The organism is Paenibacillus sp. J22R160 (genome assembly GCF_059692135.1).
Map to the genome: position 1 here is coordinate 15,130 of NZ_JCAUAU010000004.1, position 21,124 is coordinate 36,253.

The 21,124-nt window shown below is 45.1% G+C and carries 23 protein-coding genes; 7 read left to right on the forward strand and 16 right to left on the reverse strand.

What is annotated here, in order from left to right:
• Window positions 1-17: 17 nt before the first annotated feature.
• Window positions 18-854, reverse strand: coding sequence for an MBL fold metallo-hydrolase (locus AC58UW_RS10675; RefSeq protein ID WP_497420654.1), 837 nt, complete (start codon window positions 852-854; stop codon window positions 18-20).
• A 231-nt stretch (window positions 855-1,085) separates the two neighbouring features.
• Here AC58UW_RS10675 and AC58UW_RS10680 point away from each other — a divergent pair, with 231 nt between their 5' ends.
• A complete protein-coding gene (locus tag AC58UW_RS10680; protein ID WP_497420655.1) occupies window positions 1,086-1,499 on the forward strand; it encodes a C40 family peptidase in 414 nt (137 codons plus the stop codon).
• Window positions 1,500-1,993: 494 nt separating this feature from the next.
• On the forward strand, window positions 1,994-2,338 hold the full coding sequence (locus AC58UW_RS10685; RefSeq protein ID WP_497420656.1) for a DUF1904 family protein: 345 nt from the start codon (window positions 1,994-1,996) through the stop codon (window positions 2,336-2,338).
• Between the two features lie 103 nt (window positions 2,339-2,441).
• On the opposite strand, the gene AC58UW_RS10690 is transcribed toward AC58UW_RS10685, so the two are convergent.
• The 10 genes from AC58UW_RS10690 to AC58UW_RS10735 form a co-directional block, all read right to left on the reverse strand.
• Window positions 2,442-3,449 carry a CehA/McbA family metallohydrolase gene (locus AC58UW_RS10690; RefSeq protein ID WP_497420657.1) on the reverse strand — a complete coding sequence of 336 codons (1,008 nt, stop codon included), beginning with the start codon at window positions 3,447-3,449 and terminating at the stop codon, window positions 2,442-2,444.
• Window positions 3,446-3,907, reverse strand: a complete 462-nt coding sequence (locus AC58UW_RS10695; protein WP_497420658.1) for a hypothetical protein — start codon at window positions 3,905-3,907, stop codon at window positions 3,446-3,448. The genes AC58UW_RS10690 and AC58UW_RS10695 overlap by 4 nt, the downstream gene beginning before the upstream one ends.
• 227 nt (window positions 3,908-4,134) lie before the next feature.
• Window positions 4,135-5,139, reverse strand: a complete 1,005-nt coding sequence (locus tag AC58UW_RS10700; protein WP_497420659.1) for a LacI family DNA-binding transcriptional regulator — start codon at window positions 5,137-5,139, stop codon at window positions 4,135-4,137.
• A gap of 96 nt (window positions 5,140-5,235) precedes the next feature.
• The gene (locus AC58UW_RS10705; RefSeq protein ID WP_497420660.1) at window positions 5,236-7,854 is read right to left on the reverse strand and encodes a DUF5054 domain-containing protein; all 2,619 of its coding nucleotides are present in this window, start codon (window positions 7,852-7,854) and stop codon (window positions 5,236-5,238) included.
• A gap of 39 nt (window positions 7,855-7,893) precedes the next feature.
• The gene (locus AC58UW_RS10710) at window positions 7,894-8,685 is read right to left on the reverse strand and encodes an endonuclease/exonuclease/phosphatase family protein (protein ID WP_497420661.1); all 792 of its coding nucleotides are present in this window, start codon (window positions 8,683-8,685) and stop codon (window positions 7,894-7,896) included.
• Between the two features lie 6 nt (window positions 8,686-8,691).
• The gene (locus AC58UW_RS10715; RefSeq protein ID WP_497420662.1) at window positions 8,692-9,984 is read right to left on the reverse strand and encodes a CehA/McbA family metallohydrolase; all 1,293 of its coding nucleotides are present in this window, start codon (window positions 9,982-9,984) and stop codon (window positions 8,692-8,694) included.
• An 18-nt stretch (window positions 9,985-10,002) separates the two neighbouring features.
• Window positions 10,003-10,872: a carbohydrate ABC transporter permease gene (locus AC58UW_RS10720; protein ID WP_497420663.1), complete on the reverse strand. Its 870-nt coding sequence runs from the start codon at window positions 10,870-10,872 to the stop codon at window positions 10,003-10,005.
• 10 nt (window positions 10,873-10,882) lie between these two features.
• The gene (locus AC58UW_RS10725) at window positions 10,883-11,758 is read right to left on the reverse strand and encodes an ABC transporter permease subunit (RefSeq protein ID WP_497420664.1); all 876 of its coding nucleotides are present in this window, start codon (window positions 11,756-11,758) and stop codon (window positions 10,883-10,885) included.
• 67 nt (window positions 11,759-11,825) lie between these two features.
• A complete protein-coding gene (locus AC58UW_RS10730) occupies window positions 11,826-13,268 on the reverse strand; it encodes an extracellular solute-binding protein (RefSeq protein WP_497420665.1) in 1,443 nt (480 codons plus the stop codon).
• A gap of 102 nt (window positions 13,269-13,370) precedes the next feature.
• Entirely contained in the window at window positions 13,371-14,381 is a 1,011-nt protein-coding gene (locus AC58UW_RS10735) for a LacI family DNA-binding transcriptional regulator (protein WP_497420666.1), read from the reverse strand.
• A gap of 380 nt (window positions 14,382-14,761) precedes the next feature.
• On the opposite strand from AC58UW_RS10735, the gene AC58UW_RS10740 reads away from it, so the two are divergent.
• From AC58UW_RS10740 to AC58UW_RS10750, 3 genes are all read left to right on the forward strand, one after another.
• Window positions 14,762-15,646, forward strand: a complete 885-nt coding sequence (locus AC58UW_RS10740; RefSeq protein ID WP_497420667.1) for a DUF2334 domain-containing protein — start codon at window positions 14,762-14,764, stop codon at window positions 15,644-15,646.
• 59 nt (window positions 15,647-15,705) lie between these two features.
• Entirely contained in the window at window positions 15,706-15,876 is a 171-nt protein-coding gene (locus tag AC58UW_RS10745; protein WP_497420668.1) for a hypothetical protein, read from the forward strand.
• Window positions 15,877-15,991: 115 nt separating this feature from the next.
• Window positions 15,992-16,216, forward strand: coding sequence for a hypothetical protein (locus AC58UW_RS10750; RefSeq protein ID WP_497420669.1), 225 nt, complete (start codon window positions 15,992-15,994; stop codon window positions 16,214-16,216).
• An 8-nt stretch (window positions 16,217-16,224) separates the two neighbouring features.
• Here AC58UW_RS10750 and fosB read toward each other — a convergent pair whose 3' ends face one another.
• The gene (gene fosB, locus AC58UW_RS10755; RefSeq protein WP_497421182.1) at window positions 16,225-16,680 is read right to left on the reverse strand and encodes a metallothiol transferase FosB; all 456 of its coding nucleotides are present in this window, start codon (window positions 16,678-16,680) and stop codon (window positions 16,225-16,227) included.
• 84 nt (window positions 16,681-16,764) lie between these two features.
• On the opposite strand from fosB, the gene AC58UW_RS10760 reads away from it, so the two are divergent.
• On the forward strand, window positions 16,765-16,977 hold the full coding sequence (locus AC58UW_RS10760; RefSeq protein WP_497420670.1) for a hypothetical protein: 213 nt from the start codon (window positions 16,765-16,767) through the stop codon (window positions 16,975-16,977).
• 53 nt (window positions 16,978-17,030) lie between these two features.
• Here the strand turns inward: AC58UW_RS10760 and AC58UW_RS10765 are convergent, their stop codons facing one another.
• The 4 genes from AC58UW_RS10765 to AC58UW_RS10780 all read right to left on the reverse strand — a co-directional run bounded on the left by AC58UW_RS10765 (window position 17,031) and on the right by AC58UW_RS10780 (window position 20,237).
• Window positions 17,031-18,254 (reverse strand): CapA family protein, encoded by a 1,224-nt coding sequence (locus tag AC58UW_RS10765; RefSeq protein WP_497420671.1) that lies wholly within the window; start codon window positions 18,252-18,254, stop codon window positions 17,031-17,033.
• 142 nt (window positions 18,255-18,396) lie between these two features.
• Window positions 18,397-18,567, reverse strand: coding sequence for a hypothetical protein (locus AC58UW_RS10770; protein WP_497366960.1), 171 nt, complete (start codon window positions 18,565-18,567; stop codon window positions 18,397-18,399).
• Between the two features lie 130 nt (window positions 18,568-18,697).
• The gene (locus AC58UW_RS10775; protein WP_497420672.1) at window positions 18,698-19,600 is read right to left on the reverse strand and encodes a protease complex subunit PrcB family protein; all 903 of its coding nucleotides are present in this window, start codon (window positions 19,598-19,600) and stop codon (window positions 18,698-18,700) included.
• Between the two features lie 109 nt (window positions 19,601-19,709).
• A complete protein-coding gene (locus AC58UW_RS10780; protein ID WP_497420673.1) occupies window positions 19,710-20,237 on the reverse strand; it encodes a hypothetical protein in 528 nt (175 codons plus the stop codon).
• 107 nt (window positions 20,238-20,344) lie between these two features.
• Here AC58UW_RS10780 and AC58UW_RS10785 point away from each other — a divergent pair, with 107 nt between their 5' ends.
• Entirely contained in the window at window positions 20,345-20,980 is a 636-nt protein-coding gene (locus tag AC58UW_RS10785; protein ID WP_497420674.1) for a TerC family protein, read from the forward strand.
• The last annotated feature ends 144 nt before the right edge of the window (window positions 20,981-21,124 follow it).

Consider the following 21,124-nt stretch of genomic DNA (forward strand, 5'->3'; position numbering starts at 1 on the left):
CCTCCACTTCCAGAAAGTTAATCGTCAAGGTTATTGAACGACAAATACTCACGTTTCATAATACTCACGTTATCCTTATGGCATTCTTCCGTAAAGCTAGATTGGAAAGCATGTTCCTGATTCAGCGCCTCTAATGCCGGTTCATCGTTCGCAATGACGGACTGACGAAGCCTTTTTAGATAACCAGCAGCCAGATCCACACGTCTCTTCATTTCACCTTGATCAGATGTGGCTATGCCATGTCCAGGAATTAATAGCTGAATATCATGCTTCTCGAGTATCCTGTTGCTTTTATCAAGTGTCTGACTGTAAGCTTTCGCGCTATCATAAATGAATGGCAATTCAAAATCTGATAAATAGTCTCCCGCGATCAGAATCCCCAAGGGTTCAACTACTGTCATTAATCCATCTGCTGTGTGTCCAGGCGCTAAATAGAATGTCAATGTGGTTTCTCCTAGCTGAACCTGCTGACCATCCTCTTGAATCACGATATCAAGCTTCGGAAATAGAATCGGATAGTTCCTGCTCACATAATTCTCGTTGTCAAAATCCCGGATAAGCTTTAATTTATAGTCTTTCTTAGGATGATTGTGGAGGCCCAAACTTCCAATTGTTTTGGCGCCTGGGAACGCTTGATAGCCAATGATATGATCGAAATCTCCATGCGTAAAAAGCAGATAAATCTCCCGCTCCCCTTTGATCGATTCTACATAATTTTGGATGATCTCTATTTCATTCGGCAGCCAATTCGGATCCACGATGATGATCATTTCTTTGGTTTGAATGACGCTCGAAGTGGTTTGAAACAATGCGCTTTGAAACACGGTAACAGCTTCATTTTGAAATTGAATCATTGGGTTTCTCATCCTTCTTTCTACTACTATGATCTCAACAATTACCATGGTTAATAAACCCTTCGTACCCATTAATCCACTAAAGCCCACCATGATTTTCTATGGTACAGTTATCCCATAAACACTTTATACTACCAAATTTGGAATAAGGATGTGTCATCACATTTGAAAAAATTAGTTATATCTACCACGGTAGCGCTTTCCGTACTATTTTCGACGGTTGGGGTGTCAATGCCTGCTTCTGCATCGGCACAAGAAATTTATGCCACGAACGGTCATAAATTTGTGAATACAGCAAAATCATATATCGGCAGAGTCACTTACCGTTTTGGTACGAAAGATCCTGCTCACCTAGTCTTTGATTGCTCCGCATTTACACAATTTGTATTTAAGAAAAATGGCGTAAATATCCCATGGGGCTCCAAAGCCCAAACAAGTTTCGGTTCAAGAGTTCCCAGCAAGGGCCAATTAGCTATCGGCGACCTCGTCATGTTCAGCGTTAGCAGGCCTGGCCAGATCGATCATGTAGGGATTTATGTTGGAAATGGTAATTTCATAAGTAATACGAAGAGCTCCGGCGTTGTAATTTCGTCTTTAAACACTGGTTACTGGAGTACTCGCTACATAACTGCTAGACATTATTAATACCTTATAACAGGCTTACTTACTAAAAAGAGAGTTCAAGGAATAGCTATTCCTTTGGACTCTCTCCTTTTTTCACCTTATGACACCAATTATGATTTCACAGTTTGCTCCATAATACGCTGTTTGATTTCTTCCGGATGATCGATCTGAAAGACAACTTTGCCAAATTCATGTCCCTCTAATTCAAGGACCACGACATCCTTATGATTTTCATAAGAAATGAAACACCATCTATTTCCGATCAGAAAACGTCCTTCTTTTATGTCAGCAATGGACGTCCCTCATAGGATTACCTCCGGGCTTCCAATTTTTTTCATTCAGCAATTACTTTCCTAAACTTATCTGAACATCTATAATACGATTAAGTGTACAAGATCGTTCACACGACCTATCGAGATCTGAGAATGATTTCATCTAAAATAGGTTTTGTTTTTATGTTTAGTTTTCAATAGAATGATTAAATTCGCTAACAACTATGCAAAGAAGGAATCAGCATGCCGTTTCTCCGTTTCAAAGGATTTCAGAAAGACTTCGTATCTTCGATCTCGACTAGCGTCATTCAGGAGTTTTCGAAGATAACTGGCGTTCTGCAGCAAAAGGTCAAAATCGAGCTTCTGCTGGTTGAACAGCTAAGCAATTCTCCGCAATCGCTGGAAATTCTCATGTTTCCAAGAGATCAGGAAATGCACGACCGCATTGCGCAAGAAATGAATAACCTGCTTGCCGCGAATGGCTATGGTGATGTTCATATCTTTTTTATTCTATTGTCCCCTCACTTGTACTACAAAGAAGGACAACCCTTGAAGTCCATTTTGGAAGAACCCATCTCCTTAACCTGACGCAGGTCATGAGGAACAAGTAAAAAACCTCCAATCCCACTCTACTGTGGTTTGGGAGGTTTTCTTTATTACTATTTGTCATTGCTGTTCTCGCACGTCAACTCTATTCCTCGGTCAAATAGATGGCATTCGTAAACCCAATTAACGTACTGACCCTGCAAAAAATACCATACATCTCGGCTCTCATCCACTGTACACCCGTCAAATTGAGCTCCGTGGTGATTTGAGATTGCTCTCTCGTCAGCTTAAGCGAGGCAAGCTCCCCCTTATTACTCATCAGTTTCATCTCTAACGGATGATCTGGAAGCTCCCAGTAGCCCTCTCGCGCATGAAAATCGACACTAACTGTGATTTCCATCGGCACACCCGGCTTTAATTGAATCCTATCGCCGATAGTAGCCGACTCGCTCCCAGCTTGGCTAACGCGGAGCTGTGGCAGCGGCCCCATAGATACAGCGACCGCTCCGCGCTTCAAAGCATCAAGAGCAGCTACGACAACGCCTGAGCTGGCCATAACAGAATCGCGAAGACCTAAATAGGTTGCCGAGATCGGCTCTGTAACTGGATCGGATACGTGCCAATCTCTGCCGCTGGTCGCTGCTATCCGATGGCCCTGATTAAGCAGATCCGTCCACATCCCGAATGCGCGTGCATTATTTCTGCGAATCGATGGAAATAATCCCGACCATACCTCGATATAATCGATCTCGTTCCAGTCCGAGACCTCGAACTCCCAATAACATCCCGTGCACATTGGACTGCCGACACGAAAGGGATGCGCTAGTCCAACAAGCCCGCCTTGTCGATGGACACCCTCTATGCCTCTGTGGATATGGAACGGGCTTAAGTTTCGCCAATCGACATACTCGGACAATCCGAGTGTGAGCATGTGACCGAAGAAAGTGGTCCATTCCAACCCCGGGATAACTTCGACCCCCGTTGCGGCCACAACTTCATCACGATTCGTGAGACCTGTCATCGTGTTATGATCCGTTAGCGCAACTCCTCTCAGACCTAATTTTTTGGCTGCTTTAGCCAGCTCTAATAGGGACTGCTTGCCATCACTGTGAAAGGTATGGCAGTGAAGCTCAAATGGCAGCCATTGCATCATGCGTCTGCACCTCCATCCCATACCTGCAAGCGATAGCGACATTCCTCGGTTACAACACAATGAATATTAATCATGATCTTCAACTGCCCCCTTGGGAAGACACCAGGCATAAATCCGGGAGATGCCGCTGTAGGAGTAACCGTAAGGTGCTGGACAGGATCATGGCGATGTCCGGCGCCTCGAAAACCATGTTCATCATCGAAGGATAGTGTCATTAAGTTTTGCAAAGGCAGAAACTCCCGCCAATTGTAAGAAGCTCTATGTTCTTCTAGTATGTATTGGTTAAGCCCTTGTCGAATCAATGCCTCAGCATGTTCCTCATCCTCCAGCTTTTTAGGATCATATGCGAACTCTACATGAAGCTCATGGCAATCTTGTGACAGATGAAGAGTATAAGTAATATGGCTTTTCGAACAGCTCGGTGTCACGGTTCCTTCTGCAATCAACAAAGTTTTCATCCTACATCCTCCTTCTAAATAAATAGCACCTAGCCCCCTTTTAGGGACAGGTGCTCATTCCATAGCATTACCCTTAATACGACGCACGAACCTACTGGCATCGCGGAGATCGACGAGCTAGCAACTGGTCTTCCGTTGGCCAAAAAAGGGATAGCGCTTTACCTAACACCAAAAAGTAGACCGCTCTACCTTTTCGAACCTTATTCGGCAGGTATAACGGTCTAATGCTAATGATAAGACGCAGATGAATTGCGTAAAACAAGCTCCGGTAACAAAACAACCCGCTGCTTAAGTACTTTCTCTCCTTTAATCTCCTGTACAAGCAGATCAACTGCCCTGCGCCCAATGTCTTGAATAGGTTGAGCGATGGTGGTGAGAGGCGGATCAATCAAAGTTGCTAGAATCGTATTGTCGAAGCCGACAACCGATAGCTCACTCGGCAGCTGCATTCCCGCCTCTCTAGCCGCGCGAATAGCGCCGATGGCAAGCAAATCGTTGCATGCGAACACAGCCGAAGGCCTGTCTGCCAGCTGAAGCAGCTGGGACATTGCCTGTTGGCCGGTCTCTACTGAAAATCCTCCTGTCGCAATCAGCCGCTCCGTGGCATGCAAACCGGCTTGGCTTAAAGCTTGCTTACAGCCTCGAATCCGCTCTCGGTTACTCATATTATCCATATCCTCTGCGAGAATGGCAATTCGCTTATGACCTAGCTCTGCGAGATGATTGCCTGCTTGGAAACCACCAAGGTAGTCGTCAACCATGACCGTGTCTACGGCAAGAGTGGGCATTTCGCTCGTAATTAACGCTATCGGGATGTTTTGTTGGATCAGCTTTTTTAAAAACAGATCATTCTGAATCCGGGTTGCGGAGATGATTCCGTCTACCCGCTTTTGCGAGAGCAGAGATAAATATTTCACTTCTTTGTCTGGATTGTTATCGGTGTTGCAAATAAACACGCTAAAACCATGCTCATGACCCCGATCCTCCACAGACCGGGCAATTTCGGCGAAGAAAGGATTCGCCAAATCGGGGAGCGTGAGTCCGATTGTGTAAGTGCTTTTGCCCGTTAACGCTGCCGCTACCATACTTGGCTGGTATTTCAGCTGCTCCATAACGCTATGCACGTGCTTCCGCGTCTTATCGCTAATTCGGCCCGTGGCGTTAATGACTTTGGATACAGTAGCGATGGACACCCCGGCGGCTTGGGCAACATCGTAGATGGTCGGTTTCATTCCTTGCCCCTCTCAATAAACATTCCTATCGCTGACAATCCATAATGGTTTTATCATACGATAAGAACCGCCGCGCTGTAAACGTGAGAATAGCAATTAATTGATAATTCTAAAAGTATGAACCTCAAAAGGTTTCGTAACTAGTCGAAGACGATTGTTGTTCAATGGTATGTTTTCTTGATCGCGTTCTAGCAGGTTCGTCATGCGAACTTCTTTGACCTGCTCAGGGAGAACAATCTCAACTACTCTTTGAACGCCTGTGCACTCGCGAATCCGCAGGATGCAGCCATCCCCATTTTCGGCAACTTTCCAGCAGCTAACAGCCATCCCATCCAGCCCCGCTGGAAGCATGTCTTGGGTGGTAATGTGCTCACCCGCAAGCGCTGAAGTCGTAACGGTTTGCGTCATCGTTTCCTGTGCGACTTTCCAAACTTCGCCCTCGCGCCAATCACCAGCGTGCGGCACCAAACGATAGCGATAGTTCAAGTCGCCGCCGCTCCATTGCGGGAAATTCGTCCCCCACCAATTGTTGAAGATATTGAAATGCAGCTCTGGTTTCTCCGGCTTGTAGTCATGCTCGAAATCCCACATGCCATTTTTCCCGATAAAAAAGAGCGGCGAATCGAGCGGAATAATCGCCATACCAGCGAATCCGTTGGAAATGTCCACAAAATTCTCACAACAGTGAAGTAGTAGGCTTGAGGAACGAATCGTATCCGTGAGCGGATTCACGACTGAGCCCAGCTTATTGATACTGAACTGCGGCCGCTCCAGCTTCAGAGGGAAGACGATATGTCCTGATTCTGCCAGCGGGGTTTCCTGTTTAGCATGCAGCTTGTAGGCAACATCCAAATATGGCGAATTCTCGGCCAATGAGAATGTCCATTCAATTGAACTCGCATTGCCGTACTCAGCTGTAGTTTCAGCGTCTGTGGCTGCTTTACAAGTAAGTCCTACTGAGCCGTCTTTTTCCCATATTTGAATATCCGCAGCATGGGTAGTGAACGTAAGCCTTTTCTGCTGTTCTGGATAATCCGTTTTACCAAAGTCATGTACGCCCCAATCATAGAAACGATACGCATATTTCTTCAAATAGCGCGTGATCTCTTTACTGGAGTAAATATCGTACTTATACTGACCAAAACCCGTCTCCGCGCGATCATCAATCCATTCCTTGCGCAGCTTCTTATCCCAGAGGCTTTGTATCCAGCCCGTATTTCGATCTACTTTTACCATAATAAAAGGATTTTCGATAACTGCCTGCGTCTCCGTGAAATAAGCTCGCGCTTGCCCTTTACATTCAGCAATTGGAGTTTGATCGTCTTTCTTCGCATAATACAGCGTCTTATAACCAAGCGCCGGCAAGTCAGAAATCTGAGCTTCAGCTCCGCCCTCGCATAGCTGTAAAGCAATCACTTCACTCGTTTCTGAATCGATCAACACTTCATCGTCAGCAGGCAGATCACTCTCTTGAATCCATGTCTTGGCGGTACGGCTCCAGCCTAAATTAGAATGGACACGGAGAATTTTAGCATCCTGATTGCCTGCCAACTGCTGGCTAGTCAAGACAGCTTTTGCCTCTTGCAAGGAGCTTTCCGCTTTATTCAAGTAGTCAACCTGTTCAGCCCATGATTGTTCCATCTGTTGATAGCGTTCACTCTGCTTTAACTGCAGGAATGATTTCTTATCGTACGCGACTCTGGGAAAAAGGAAGGTCTTGCAATCCATGCCCCAAGTATGCTCGCCAAACAGCAGCGTGTGCTCGTAGCTTTCGTCGATTAAGGCTTTCACTGTCTGTTCGGACGCATGCTTTGCACCCGTAAAATGATTCACAGCTACCGCGCTTTCCACTGCTGTAACTTGGCTTCTAAGCGCTCTTACTCGTGCCACCTCACGCGGCGCAGTTCCAACCCCATGAATCCAAGAATCGGCCATATCGCCTCGAATAATCGGCAATTCCGGATTTCGCGCTAAGAAATCCGCTGCGAAGTCGCCCAAGCTGCCGATATGCAGCTCAGCGGTTGAACCGCTTTCACGAATGGAGGCTTTCATCTCTTCGATAATACTTGCGTCATGCGGCCCATGATTATCACTCGTCTGAATCATCGCGAGCCACACGGGATGTGTCCACTCTTCCGGCGGCAAAATGCCTGTCCCGTATGACCCTTTGGAATAAAACGTCAGCAAACGTTCGCCGTCCGGACCTTCCCAATAAAAGACTGGGGGAACGTCAGGCGGTGTTGTGGCCGGATTGCAGCCGAGATGCAGAAACTCCACCCCTGCTTTTTTCAGCAAAGATGGCACTACCCACGTATGACCTGGCACATCTGTCATTTTGGCGTCCTTCGGATCGTATCCGTAGAGGTTGGTAAGACCTTCCGATACATACATCCCCCGAATCCATTCCTCTAATCCGCAAAATTCCGTATGTGTCGTATAAGGCAGCTTATGCCAAATCAACTGTCGATTCTCCAGATAGGCCAAAGCCTTCTGCTTCTCTTCCTCATGACTGCCTTTCAAGGATTGAAGCAGCGGCCAAGCTGACATGGTCCAAACGTATTTTTCATGCTCATCATTCGTATGTGTTTGATCACAAATTTCTATAACATCCTTCAGCATCTCGGTGCGATAACGCCCAACGACGTCTGATACTAATCCCGTAAAACCAATATCAAAATGCGTTTTAAAGACGACATAAATCTTCTCAAGTGTCATTCCTCTGTCTCCTTCTGACTGCAAATCTAGATGATCTTGTTAGAGGTTAATCTGAGCAATGACCGGATAATGATCGGACGGATAGCCCCCGCCAATTTCTCTGCGATCTACAAGAGCTCGAACAACTTCCACATCTGGCGATACAAAAATATAATCGATAGGTTCCCCCGCCTCGCCGCCTTGAAAGTCATGTGCTGTCCATCCAATCGGACCAGGGAGCTGGGTATAGGCATCTTTCAGCCAGGATTGTTCGCCTGCCAGATCGACTTCTCCACGAAGGAAACGAATCGGTAGATCAGCTGGGCGACTATTGAAATCTCCCATTAAGATCACGGGAAGAGCATGTTCCTTGTGATGCGCGGCAATGTAGTCCCAGATCACTTTGGTGCCGAGATCTCTAGCTTGTTGACTTTGATGATCAAAATGCGTGTTATATACGATAAAGCGCTCCCCAGCTTCCTTATGCTCGAAAATAGCCCATGTGCAGACGCGCGGAAAGCCGCTGTTCCACGAGATCGAAGCGGTCACTTCCGGCGTTATGGACAGCCAAAACTGCCCATGCTGCAGAAGCTCCAGTTCCTCTTTCTTGTAGAAAATAGCACAATGTTCATTCTCATGGGCACCAAATCGCCCTTGTCCAATCCACGCATATTCAGCTAATTTCGGTTGCAAATCGTTCAGCATCTCGTAATAGCCTTCCTGTGTTCCTACAACGAGCGGGGCATGCGAATGAATCATTTCGGCAACCCGATCAATGCGGTTCGGCCAAGCGTTAAGTCCATCTCCCGGATTATTGTATCTTAAGTTAAATGTCATTACGGTATATGTCATCTGAATTCACCTCTGAAAATAGATTGGATTTGTTAACATCGCCATTAACGTCAAGTCGTATTCCTCAAAATGACGCCATACTTCAACGCGGTAAAACGCCCTGCCCTTTTGCTGGGTCACAAGCTCCCATGATCCAGTCGATGAGCAAACTTCCGTTAACTCTACGCCATGTTCACTAATGAGTTTAATTTGATCACCTTCACGCATGTGCTCAATCTTGACCAACACATGGTCAGACACGTCCTCTGATACCGTATCTCCCGTCATGTAGGCACCACAAGTTAGTTGCCCGAAGGGGCCATCCGGTGAATAACTAATCACAACGTGACCTTTATCTATCCCTTGAAGAATGCCATTTACTGTTTTCGTTTCGGCATAAACCCACGTACAAGGCATCGCATGTTTGACATAACGCTCAGGACGGTGCACATCGCTGCCGCCAGTTGCGACAAGCTTTCTGCCTGATGCGAGTTGCTCCTGCCACCAAGCTAACGCTCGCTCATTGCGAGCTGTCCAAGGGCCATTCCAAACCTCCCACCAGTCGTGATCCGTATCGAAATCCCACTCCCACGGACAATAATCGCAATGGGGATGGTTAAGGACGATCTTCGCCCCGCGCTCACGTGCCGTTGCGATTCGAAGGTTGACATCCTCTTGATTCTTTACCCGAAAATCATCAATCGGCTCTAGAACACCTAGAAAATTACTATGTCCAAAATTGGTCGTGAACTCCATGCCTGGGATCATGACGACAGGCGTATTGCGGGGATACGAATAATTTTGGCTAACCGCATTATGATCCGTCATGGCAATGAAATCACAGCCTAGCTGCTCCATGATCGCCGCATTTTCCTCTAATGTATAAGTGCCATCGCTGTTTACACTATGCGTGTGCAGATCGCCTTTGAGCCAGCGCGCTGTATGAAAATAGAACGTGATCGTGATCGTAACTTCACAGCCTTCTGCAGGAACCTTATAGGCATTATGAATAACGGCCCAATCACCGGGTTGCAGTTCGCCTGGCAGATAGCCGGGAGTCGCCTTCTCCAGTCCGATCACAAACTCGGAACGCGCACCTCCGCTCCAGCCTCGCACTTTATGGCTGTCTCTAACGCCAAGATCAATGACAGGCTTTGCTTCACCGTGGGATTGAACGACAAATTGCACATGAACCTCTTCCACCTGTTCAGGCATTTCGAAAGGAACTTCCACATACGTACTTTGCTCAAAGTGATGAATTTCTCTGCGGTAAGTTGTAACTTGTTTTCTTCGATTAGGCTGCAGCATGACGAACTCCACGCTCCTTTTCCATAAAGATTATTCTTTGTTGGCTCCAACCAAGATGCCTTTGACGAAATATTTCTGCACATAAGGATAAATAATGATGAGAGGGAGAAGCGCAATCACAATCCCTGCCATCCTAACATTCGTAGTGACAATAAAATTACTGGATGTGGAATCGGTATCCACAATTAAGGATTTCAAAGCGATTTGCAGCGTATATTTCGCATGATCGCTAATAAATAATAGCGCTGGCGTAAACTGGTTCCAACGGCTAACGAATTCGAAAAGCGTCACCGTTGCAAGTCCTGCAGCAGCTAATGGGATGTACATGGTGAAGAATATACGGAATGCTCCTGCCCCGTCCATCGTCGCAGACTCCGACATTTCCACAGGGACAGATAGAAAGAAATTACGCATAAGTAAAATACTGAAGCCAGAAACTAACCCCGACATAATCAAGGCCGTTAAAGAATTTAACAAGCCAAGCTCTTTGTTCACCACATAAACGGGGATCATGATCGCTTCGCCTGGAATCGTCATCGTAAGGAGAATGGCAGAAACCATTAACTTTTTCCCGGGCAACCCTTTTTGGATCAATACATAACCAGCCATCGAGCACAGCAGCACATGACAAACTGTCCCGACAAGCGTAACGATCACGTTATTCAAGAACGGTGTATACAACTGCATGCGATTCCAAACCGTCGTAAAGCCCTGGACACTGAATTCTTTCGGATATAAAATAATGCCTGGCTGCATCGATGCAAAATTGGATGAAAAGGCCAGCGCGAATGTATTCAATAGCGGAATAAGCATGGTAGCTAGTAGAATGAATAAAAATAATAGATTAACCCCATCGAATAACCGGCTTCCCCAGCTCGTAGGCAGTTTGTTTGTTTTCATGGAGATCCCTTCACCCCTCGTCATAGCGAATGATCGCTCTGGTCACAAACGTAATGAGCAATGTCGCGAAAATCACTAAAAATCCTGCTGATGTTGCTAAACCGACTTTGAATTCCAGAATCCCTTTTTGATACGTGTACATCATGATGACATCGACTTTCTTGGCAATGGCACCATTGCGCATAACGATGATTTGATCGAAAATACGCAGAATACTAAGCACATTCAGCATAATAACAACTTTCATCGTTGACACCAGCGATGGCAATGTCACATAACGAACCAATTGCCAGCGGTTCGCCCCATCCATTCGGGCAGCTTCATATAACGCCGGATTGATCGCTACAATCGTCGCTAGATATAGGATGCAGATAAAGCCCATCTCTTTCCACACGGAAGTAAGCACCATGACCCAGCGGGCTGACTCCGCACTAGACATGAAAGCAATCGGTCTTTCCGCGCCCACCAGTTTGAGGATCCCATTCACAATACCTGTGTCCGGAGAAAGCATAAGAATCCACATGCCGCCCACGACAACCCATGAGAACAAATGGGGGATGTAAACAATCATCTGAACCACTTTTTTAAACCATGCCTGAAGAATCTCATTGAGCGATAGCGCAAGCAAGATTGGCATAATAAAGCCGATCACCAACATGCCTCCACCTAACAGGAGCGTATTTTGCAGCATCTCCCAGAAAGCATGATCCTTAAGCACCGTAATATAGTTATCAAATCCGATAAACGGCCGGTTTCCAATCAAGCGGAACTCTTGGAAAGAAATGATAAAGCCGCGAACCAGCGGATAGTAAGAGAACACAAGAAAATAAGCCGTGATTGGAAGCATCATCAAGTACAGGGCTTTGAATCTCCATAAAACTTTCAAACAAAGTCACCACCTGGCCGTTAATTGTAAGGGGAGTATGTTAAGCATACTCCCCTGTCCATACAAACTAGTCGATCAATTTCGCTGCTTTTAACTGTTCACGCATTTTCTTCACCGCATCGGCTGCCGGCATTTCACCAAGAATCGCTTTGAAGGAATATTCATTAATAATTTTCTCAGCATCCGCCCATTTCGGTGGCGTCAGCTCCAGTGTTGCATTTTTCATAACAAGGTCTTGCGCTTCTTTTACGCCTGGAAGTAAACCGAATGGATTCGGAAACTTTTTGTTGTACCAGAAAGGTACGCCGTGATCCATAGCATGATCTTTACCTGCTTGTGTAAGCTCGTATTTTCCGCCATTTTCTGTGTAATCCGTATCTTTGATACCCATGCTGCCCAGAACAATGCCTTCTTTGGAGTGCCACCATTCAATGAATTCAAAGGCTGTTTTTGGATTTTGCGCATTAACCGGAATTACCCAAACATCCGGATCTCCACGGCGAAGCATATATTTACCGTCAGCTCCCGCTACCCCTGGAAGACCTTTTGCTTCAAAAGCTGTATTGGCATCGGCAATTTTTCTTGTATTGTTCAGCATGCCTACCCAAGCATCCCAGTAAGTAATCATCCCGACACGGTCTGCAAGGAATAGATTCCGCATTTTACCCGTATCATTCGTAGCAAAGTTAGGGTCCAGAATGCCCTCTTTGTACAACTTGTTCAACCATTCATATACCGGAATGGCCGCATCTGTTGAATAAGGAACGTCCAGCTTCCCGTCCTTCTCCACATAACGTTGTTTCAAGCCGGCTCCACTGAAGAAACCTTGCAATTCATACATGCCAGCAGTACTTAAGCCGTATGTATCTTTTTTCCCATTGCCATCAGGATCTTGCTCCGTGAATGCTTTCATGACCTTGTAGTAGTCATCAAACGTTTTGGGCTCAGGCAGATTAAGCTTCTTGAGCCAGTCAGCACGAACGATCGGCATGGTTCCACCTTGGAATTTACTGAAAACGCCGTAGATTTTGCCGTCCTTCGTTTTAACTTGATCCCACTCCGATGTTGGCAAAACTTCAGGATCTTGAAGCGTTTTTGACCCTTTCACTTGATCCGTTAAAGGCATTAGAATACCTTGCTCAGTCAACGTGTTCATTAGCTCTTTGCTCACTTGAAGAAGGTCGTATTTCTCGCCGGAGGAAACGGCTGCCATCAGCTTCTGATTGTAATCGGAAGCAGGCTTTTCCAGCTTAGCTTTGATGCCTGTCAAGCGTTCGATTTCCTTCTCAAACAGGACGTTCTCTTCCGGTGTTTTACCGCCAATTACAGCGGACATCATCCGCAAAGAACGATCTTCCTTTTTCCCTTCCGTCTTCGGCTGATCGGATGCTTTAGGTGCTTCAGTTCCTGTACTTCCTGTACTGCTGTTAGATGTACAACCCGCTGCTAAACTTCCTACCAGCAGAACCGCCATCATCGAGCTAACGACTTTCGCTTTCTTGGCTTTCATAATAACCTCCATTGTTTGCGTTGTTATGGGACTAACCTTTACAAAACATTAATAAAGCGCTTTCACGACAGACGTTGAACCTTTATTCAATGAGTCTAATCCTTATAATCTTCGGGTAGATTCGCGTACAATGAGCTGTGCGTCAACGATAAGCTGTTCCACTATGGATGGATCTTTCATTTTTTGAATTAAAATGCGTCCCGCTTCCGCTCCAAGTGTCTCCGCTGAAAGCTCAACAGAAGTCAATTTCGGCGTCATCTCTTCGGCCAACCTCACATCGTTGCTTAATGCCACAATCGAAAGATCTCTTGGAACAGCTATTCCGAGCTCACGGGTTGCCCGCAAAATCCCAAGTGCAACTCTGTCTGTGTCAGAAACAACAACTGTGAAAGGAATTTTCTGATGCGTTTGCATCATCGATTGGTAGCCGTAATCCATCGGTGTTGCATGCTGCATTCGGACAAAGTTCATCACACAGACGCTATCAAAAGGAACTCCCCGCTCTTCATAAGCCTTCTTGAGCCCATTCACACGATCGTCTGAAACCGTCATATTTGCTGAAGAATTTAGGAATAAAATAGAGCGATGGCCTTGCGTCAATAAGTAATTGCCAATTTCGTAAGCAAGCTGCTCATTGTCATTATCTACATAGCTGATTGAACTATCCAAGGGATCAGGTCTGCCTACCAGCACCAAGGGAATTCTCATCTGCTCAAATCGCTCAATGCGTTGATCGTGCTTACGCGGATTCAACATGATAACACCATCGACAGGATCGCTTGAAAATTGTGTAAGATCCTCGTGCTCTGGAAGTGTATCCAGCAAAATGCGATACCCGTGCTTCGTACATTCCTTAATGACTCCATTCAGCATTTGAATTTCAAATTGCGTCGTTGAGCCCTCTTTGGAAATCGGCATCTTGAGCCCAACAATCATTGTCTTCTTAATTGCCAAGCTTCTGGCAATATGATTCGGGAAATATCCCAATTCTTTGGCTACCGAAAGTACTCGATCCGTTACCGGTTGAGAAATCGGTCTCTTTTTGCTGAAAACGCTCGAAACTGTTCCTTTGGAAACACCTGCAAGCTTGGCAACATCATCAATGGTAGCCATCCATCCACCCCCTCTATGCAATTATCATGTCATTCACTTTCCAATCATTAAAGCGGTTTAATTAAACCGGTTTAACGCCCTTCATATTCCTTATTATAGAGGATAAGAATCAAATTACAACCTGTTTTTTATTAATAATTCGTAAAATGAGGGAAAGCGATTAACCCCATGAAATATATGGCTTTTACAGCATTTTAACAATAATACGGAGGCGCTTACATAAATATTCTTTCCTTATATCAAAAGCTTAATCTTTCCCGTCATAATTCGACAATAATCTACATAAATTCCACCCCTATATTCATCGAAATGAAACTGAAGTCTTACACATACAATGGTTATTGAAAGTATCCAACTTAATCGTTGCGGAGGGATTCACCTTGAAAGCATTACTGCGGCTTGAAGATATCGGACCTGGCGGGTATTACGAAAGGGCGGAAAACCAAATGAAGTTACGTGCCGTTGCGGATTATTTATATATGCAAAAAATCCCTTTTCATGTGGCCGTCATTCCACGCTACATCAATCCGAAGCTGCAATATGACTGCACCATCAGCAATCCGTTTGATCCTATTTCGGTAAGATTCGTTGAAACCTTGCAAGCTTTAAGAACTCGCGGGGCTTCACTAGGTATTCACGGGTATACCCATCAATATGGGCCATCCATCAGTGGTGAAGGGTATGAATTCGCGTATCGCAACTGCCTCAAGGATTGCCCGCCGGATGACCCGAGGTCCTCCCTTTCCGACAGCCTGCATATTCAGAGGTCCTATGCTTATGGCAGATTTCATATGGCCTTATCCGCTTTTCAAGCCGCCGGCCTGCGGCCCGATTGGTTTGAAACTCCACACTATGCGGCATCGGAGGTGCAGCGTACGATTTTGGAATCATGCTCGTGGTTAATTTACGAAAACAATCCCCATGACCCAACCAATCGTCAGGTGACCTATGAAATTGCTGCTTCAATTGTTGGAAGAACCTATTACGTCCCTACTCCTCTTGGGTATGTCAGCGGTGATGCCGTAGAGCAAGACGTCACAAGGATTATGGACCAAGTGAATGAATACGATGAGAATGATTTGGCTTCATTCTTTTATCACCCATTTCTTGAATTTCCGTATATTCACATTCGAAAATATGCCCCACCCTATTACGAGGAACGAACCCCTCTGAAGCGGCTTGTGCACCACATGCTCTCCAAAGAGCGCCGGTTCGTAAACATTCAAGATTTAATTTATTCTTATATGTCCACGCAATCTGTATAAAAGGTTCCTAACTGTGACACACTATCATTTGTTGTTTATTGAGCAAAGGAGGTGTCACTATGTCGAATCAAGATCAAGCTAATCAAGCATCCAAAGCCGAAGTTCAGACTACCGAATTAAATAAATTACCGGTTCCTGGTCAAGAGGATACAGAATTCTCTGCAGAGGAAGCGGCAGAAGTATTCCAATCAAATTCATCCTCTTCTTCCAATAACGAATCGCAAGATTAAGGATAGCGTTAGACTTCAAAGAGGCTGTCCACAAGGTTGATTAACCTTGTGGGCAGCCTCTTTGAAGTCGATGGTTGGTCCTCAATGTTGCCGAGCTCTAAGGAGGCAATCCTTTTTGATCCTTATTGGCGCCTCCGCTGAAATAGATAGAAAATCTACCGCTAATCTGCGCTGCTCCGTGGCAGGGAACGGATTAGCGGTACAATCTGCAGCTAATTCACTGGTAGCTGAAAGAAATAGCCTCGATTTGGCGAAATTAGCAGTAGTAAATCCAACTAATTGGTTAAAAATGGATTTGCCTCAGGAAATAGCAGCAGTAATCGGCGTTATTCACAAGTAATCCATTCCCTACGCCTTATCATCCTCATAAAACGCCATATGCGGCTTCTCTTTCCTGTAATAAGCTAACCGGTCTTCCAAGTTGCCGGTATGAAATTCAAATTTATGCCCATCCGGATCGGTAAAGTAGACAGAACGCTTATCCTGTTCATCTCTCGCACGCCCAGGAAGTATAGTTACTCCTAAATGCTCCAGCTTTTCCACCATCGACTCGAAATCTGCCTCTTCTACTGTAAACGCAATATGGGTATAGGAATATTGAATCTCATTCCGGGGGACTTCCTTTTCCACATTCAAAGCAAGCCACATGCCGCATAAGTCAAAATAAGCTAAGCTTCTCCCTTTGACCAACAGCTTGGCCCCGAACACTTCCTGATAAAAGGTTATCGATTTATCTAGATCAGTAACCGAAAAAAGAAAATGGTTCACGCCTTTTATTTTCAACTCGTCAGCCTCCTTCCACATGACATTTTCTAGCGCCGCGTGAATGATTCCTGCCTTCTTGGGCATATTAACGAAGAAAAATCCCAATAATTAGGAGGAATCTCCATGTCCGATCAACAACAAAACGCAGAAACCCAAGCTCACAATGCTGTGGCAGATGCCCTACACAATCTGAACGAGGCCCAGACAGCTGACAATAATCGTCGGCAGGTGATTCAAGCTGCGCAGGAGCAACTAGACGCGGCGCATGCACAACTAGCCGAAGCGCGCACGACGCAATCGTCAGCAAGCAGCGAGGATGACGAATGTCTTTCGTAATGCCGCGCAAGAGCAAGAACGAACACCCCTCGAAAGTATAATCGAGGGGTATTTTATTGAAACTTATCAGCACCAATAAAGTTCAGTTCATGCATGTATGTTCTCATATGTTTTTTGATCTGATCAAACTGAATTGTACCATTACTGAGCTGTACAGGGTTAACTTGATCCACCGGAAGCACCTTGAACTGCGTCATGTTTCGGTATGAGGTAAAAGTCGGAAGAAATGACGGATGTTGGAGCGTAATGTTCTTCTCTTTCCCCATCGTTTTGACAACATCAATCGTCGCCATACCGCCTACTCGCTTGGCAACTCCGCCTTGGGCGGATATGAAGTTACCTAATGAGTATAACACTAGCGTTTTGTGACCATTACTACCCGTTACCCAAGCAGGTGGCTGCAAAACATGCGGGTGATTCCCGATGACGATATGTACACCATAGTCCGCCAGCTTTTGGGCTAGTAGCATCTGACTCTCACTGGGTAAAGTTTCATACTCTGTCCCCCAATGCATCGCAACTACGACAACGTCAGATAAGCGCTTGGCCTGCTCGACCTCTTGTGCAATCTGAGCGGTATCAATTCGATTAACTAAATACGCTTTCCCCTTGGGATGGGGTATGCCATTCGTGCCATAAGCATAGCTTAGAAACGAAAAAGTGATATTATTTTTGGCCAGCGTACGAATATTCTTTTGATCTTCCTTTGACTTAAATGATCCCGTATAAGGAATGCCAAGTCGATCCCAGTACGACAAAGCGCTTTGAATAACTTTCTCTCCGCGGTCCAACGAATGATTATTAGCCACTGTAACTAGGTCTACCCCAGCCACCTTGAGGGCATCCCCGACTTCCTGCGGACTATTGAACGACGGATAGCCGGAAAGTCGCAGCTCTTTCCCTCCAATCATCGTCTCCTGATTCGCAACCAAGATATCTGGCTCACGCAGATAGCCCTGCACACTCTCAAACATTTTGGAAAAGTTATACGTGCCGTCCTTTTGCTTGGCATCTTGATAGATTTCGCTATGGATAAGCACATCACCGATGGCTGCCAGTGTGACTTTACTTACCCTAGGCTCCGAAACAATAGGCGGAATCGTCACTACGGGTGGTTGATCTTGTTTAGCATCTCGTTTAACATCCACTTGATCTTGTTTAATTTCTTGCTTTGTTTCAGATCTTGATTCCTTGGGAGCAGGAGGGTTTGTTGTATAGAAGCAGCCAGTAGTCAGTGTTAACATGAAAGCTATCACAACAACGCGTTTCCTTTGCAAGCGAAATCCCTCCTGCTAGACATTTTCCCTTAGTATGCCCGGTTTTTCGATACTTTCCTGAATAAACTTATACCAAAAACAAAGAAGCTCCGAGTCATCACTCGAAGCTTGCCTTGCCCCTTTCCATCCTTCACAAAAAAGATTAGGATTTCTGATGGTTTGTATAAATACCAACGACAGATAGCAACGCAGCAACACCATTGGCAATCGCGTTCATATCTTCATCTTTAATAAGGTCCATACCGTACGCATCCAAAATCAATTTGGCAGCACCAATCAAGCCCAGTGTTAACGTATAGTAGTTTACTTTCATCTCTCTCACCTCCTATTAAAATAGGATGCTATATTCTATGAGAGAGACTTAGATTCGGACCTATCCAAATGACAGGATGCAGACGCACAAAAAAGCCGCTACCTCATTCGAGGCAGCAGCATACCACTGATCATTGTGCGACCGCAGGTTTAGCGATCGCTTTATATTTGGAAGAAATAAATGTTTCTGCCTTAGCTTCTGTAATCACTTGCGGATACATCATATCCGGCTTTGGCTTCTGAATCGTATAGCGAATCACAGCTTGCCCGCCCTCTTGGAACTCAATAGCCTGAATGGCAATGCCATATCCGGGATTCGGCAGTTCTTTGGACAGTGTCACTTTGTTGACTTCGTCATTCACTTTCTCAACCTTCACCGAGACCTCTTCAACCGGAGCCTGGTTCTGTTCATGAGCTTCTACAAAGCGAATCGCCTGGTAGACCCAGTTGGCTGCTTCGCCACGAGTAAGTTCAGCTTTCGGGTTGAATTTGCCGTCATTATCGAGCTGTGTGATTTTATACAACAGCAATCTTTGCAAAGTGCCTTGGTAATTAATGTTAATTTGATCCTCATCCTTGATCACAATAAACATTTTAACAAGCGGGAAATTGCCTTTCGTTTCAATCGCACGTACTAATAAATCCCCGAATTGCTCACGTGAAATAGTCGCATTCGGATTTACATCCTTAGGAATTTCCAGTCCGTTATAATGAGCAATAATAAAAGCGTCTGCATACCACGCATCATTTGGAACATTAGAGTACGTGTCCGATGCCAATGGCTGCTTGATGAAACGTATCGTATCTATATTCAAATTCAAGCCTTTTACAATCATTTGCACGCTTTGCGCATAACTGATTTTACCTTTCGGCACATAGTGCTCGCTGTCGATACCGCTTACAACCCCACGGTTTTTCAGCGCCAAAACAGCTTCTGATTGACCCTCTTCCAGGTCAGAAAATGCAAATGCCGAACTAAAGGTCAATGAGCTAATCAACAAGGACGTTAATGTGACAGCGGCTAATTTTTTCATCTTCATTCTCTCCTTTGCTATTGAGATGACTCGATTTGTAGTTACCTTTTTAACGTTATTCACTCAAAAAATGTTGCAAAATATGCCATGCAAGCTCATAATTCTTAGTTCATGCGAGCAGCTGGAGCAAGTCATCTATAATCGATTCATCCAACATCTCGTTTCTTACAAGCTTCATAATTAAATCTTCGTTCTTCTCTGTATGATTCAAATAATTGTACAATAGCGCTGCCTTGGGCTCCCGGCCCATCATTTTATAAGCCACATACCAAGTTTCAGCTGCGCTCAATCGGATACCCTGCCAGGTGTCCCCTTTCCCATCCCCTTTTTCAAGAGGCAACTTCACGATCCCTTTCGTGCTCCATAACGCGAAGTATCCAATAAAATCAATGGATAATGATTCAACTTGTATCCGATATTCACTCGCGAAGGGACCATCTCCACTTCTCTGTTCTTGCCAAGAATACCCTTGAATGACCTTAAGAAGCTTCTCTTTCGGACATTCTACAAGAAGATCCCAATCATTAACTTGTTCCACAAGCCCTAAAGCGTGCAGTAAACCGCTCCCACCTAGTGCATAAGGAATTCCATACTCCGTAAGTTCATCTGTTATCCGTACAAGATCTTTCATTTCCATGCACATTCTCTTTTCTATCTGTAGTATTTGGTTTATTTTGGAATCTCAATCATATACTGATCTTAGTTTCTAAGGACAGGCCGATGTCCTGGAAAGGAAGCCCATAGATGCAGAATTGGTTTATTATTTTCATGTACAATTTATTTACCAACGTCGACAACGCCATTATGATTCAAAATGCACTTAACAGATATAGCCTGAGAAGTAAATTCAGATTGTACCTTCTTGGTCTCTTATGCGTGCTGCGCATCATCTACATCGCTTGTGTCCAGTCCTGGTATCGAGTTCCTTACATCAATCTGGCTACAGCCGCTATCATGTTATTTTTTGCTATTCGGATGGTACTGCCAAAGAATCAAATGAGAAAGCATTTCTCGTTATTATGGATTTTCAGCAGCATAGCTTCCTTAGATTTAGTAATGGGTATTGACAGTATTCTGCTATCAGCCAGACTCTCGGATAATGTAGCTTTTATCGCAACCGGCGTGCTTCCGGCCTTATTTCTTCTATTCTTTTTTTCCTCCAAAATGGAAGAGTTTTTCTTCAAAATACCTTGGTTGGAAATCGTCATAGCCGGTTTGTTAGCGCAGCTCGCTGTTCTGCAAATAAAAAAAGAACCAGGTATCCTGCTGCTGCTTCAAGAGGAATGGTTCGATTTGGTGGGCATCATTGCGATGTGTGTGATTTGCGGTGTCGGTTGGTTTAATTTCTTGAGAAGCAGGTCATTCCCGCTGTCCAAATAATTCAAAACTCAACGAGTTTGATTTCATCTATGCTTTTCTTGGCCCGAAGAATAAGAGATCTCTTATCTTGCCTTACGATTTCGAATTGCTTGTATGTTTCAAGGACTCCCTCGCAATGCATCTGAATAACTATGCTTGCACAGC

What these genes read in the sequence shown, in the direction of transcription:
- AC58UW_RS10675 (WP_497420654.1), bottom strand. Translation starts at nt 854, where the DNA reads ATGATTCAATTTCAAAATGAAGCTGTTACCGTGTTTCAAAGCGCATTG.
- AC58UW_RS10680 (WP_497420655.1), top strand. Translation starts at nt 1,086, where the DNA reads ATGCCTGCTTCTGCATCGGCACAAGAAATTTATGCCACGAACGGTCAT.
- AC58UW_RS10685 (WP_497420656.1), top strand. Translation starts at nt 1,994, where the DNA reads ATGCCGTTTCTCCGTTTCAAAGGATTTCAGAAAGACTTCGTATCTTCG.
- AC58UW_RS10690 (WP_497420657.1), bottom strand. Translation starts at nt 3,449, where the DNA reads ATGATGCAATGGCTGCCATTTGAGCTTCACTGCCATACCTTTCACAGT.
- AC58UW_RS10695 (WP_497420658.1), bottom strand. Translation starts at nt 3,907, where the DNA reads ATGAAAACTTTGTTGATTGCAGAAGGAACCGTGACACCGAGCTGTTCG.
- AC58UW_RS10700 (WP_497420659.1), bottom strand. Translation starts at nt 5,139, where the DNA reads ATGAAACCGACCATCTACGATGTTGCCCAAGCCGCCGGGGTGTCCATC.
- AC58UW_RS10705 (WP_497420660.1), bottom strand. Translation starts at nt 7,854, where the DNA reads ATGACACTTGAGAAGATTTATGTCGTCTTTAAAACGCATTTTGATATT.
- AC58UW_RS10710 (WP_497420661.1), bottom strand. Translation starts at nt 8,685, where the DNA reads ATGACATATACCGTAATGACATTTAACTTAAGATACAATAATCCGGGA.
- AC58UW_RS10720 (WP_497420663.1), bottom strand. Translation starts at nt 10,872, where the DNA reads ATGAAAACAAACAAACTGCCTACGAGCTGGGGAAGCCGGTTATTCGAT.
- AC58UW_RS10730 (WP_497420665.1), bottom strand. Translation starts at nt 13,268, where the DNA reads ATGAAAGCCAAGAAAGCGAAAGTCGTTAGCTCGATGATGGCGGTTCTG.
- AC58UW_RS10735 (WP_497420666.1), bottom strand. Translation starts at nt 14,381, where the DNA reads ATGGCTACCATTGATGATGTTGCCAAGCTTGCAGGTGTTTCCAAAGGA.
- AC58UW_RS10745 (WP_497420668.1), top strand. Translation starts at nt 15,706, where the DNA reads ATGTCGAATCAAGATCAAGCTAATCAAGCATCCAAAGCCGAAGTTCAG.
- fosB (WP_497421182.1), bottom strand. Translation starts at nt 16,680, where the DNA reads ATGTGGAAGGAGGCTGACGAGTTGAAAATAAAAGGCGTGAACCATTTT.
- AC58UW_RS10760 (WP_497420670.1), top strand. Translation starts at nt 16,765, where the DNA reads ATGTCCGATCAACAACAAAACGCAGAAACCCAAGCTCACAATGCTGTG.
- AC58UW_RS10770 (WP_497366960.1), bottom strand. Translation starts at nt 18,567, where the DNA reads ATGAAAGTAAACTACTATACGTTAACACTGGGCTTGATTGGTGCTGCC.
- AC58UW_RS10775 (WP_497420672.1), bottom strand. Translation starts at nt 19,600, where the DNA reads ATGAAAAAATTAGCCGCTGTCACATTAACGTCCTTGTTGATTAGCTCA.
- AC58UW_RS10780 (WP_497420673.1), bottom strand. Translation starts at nt 20,237, where the DNA reads ATGGAAATGAAAGATCTTGTACGGATAACAGATGAACTTACGGAGTAT.
- AC58UW_RS10785 (WP_497420674.1), top strand. Translation starts at nt 20,345, where the DNA reads ATGCAGAATTGGTTTATTATTTTCATGTACAATTTATTTACCAACGTC.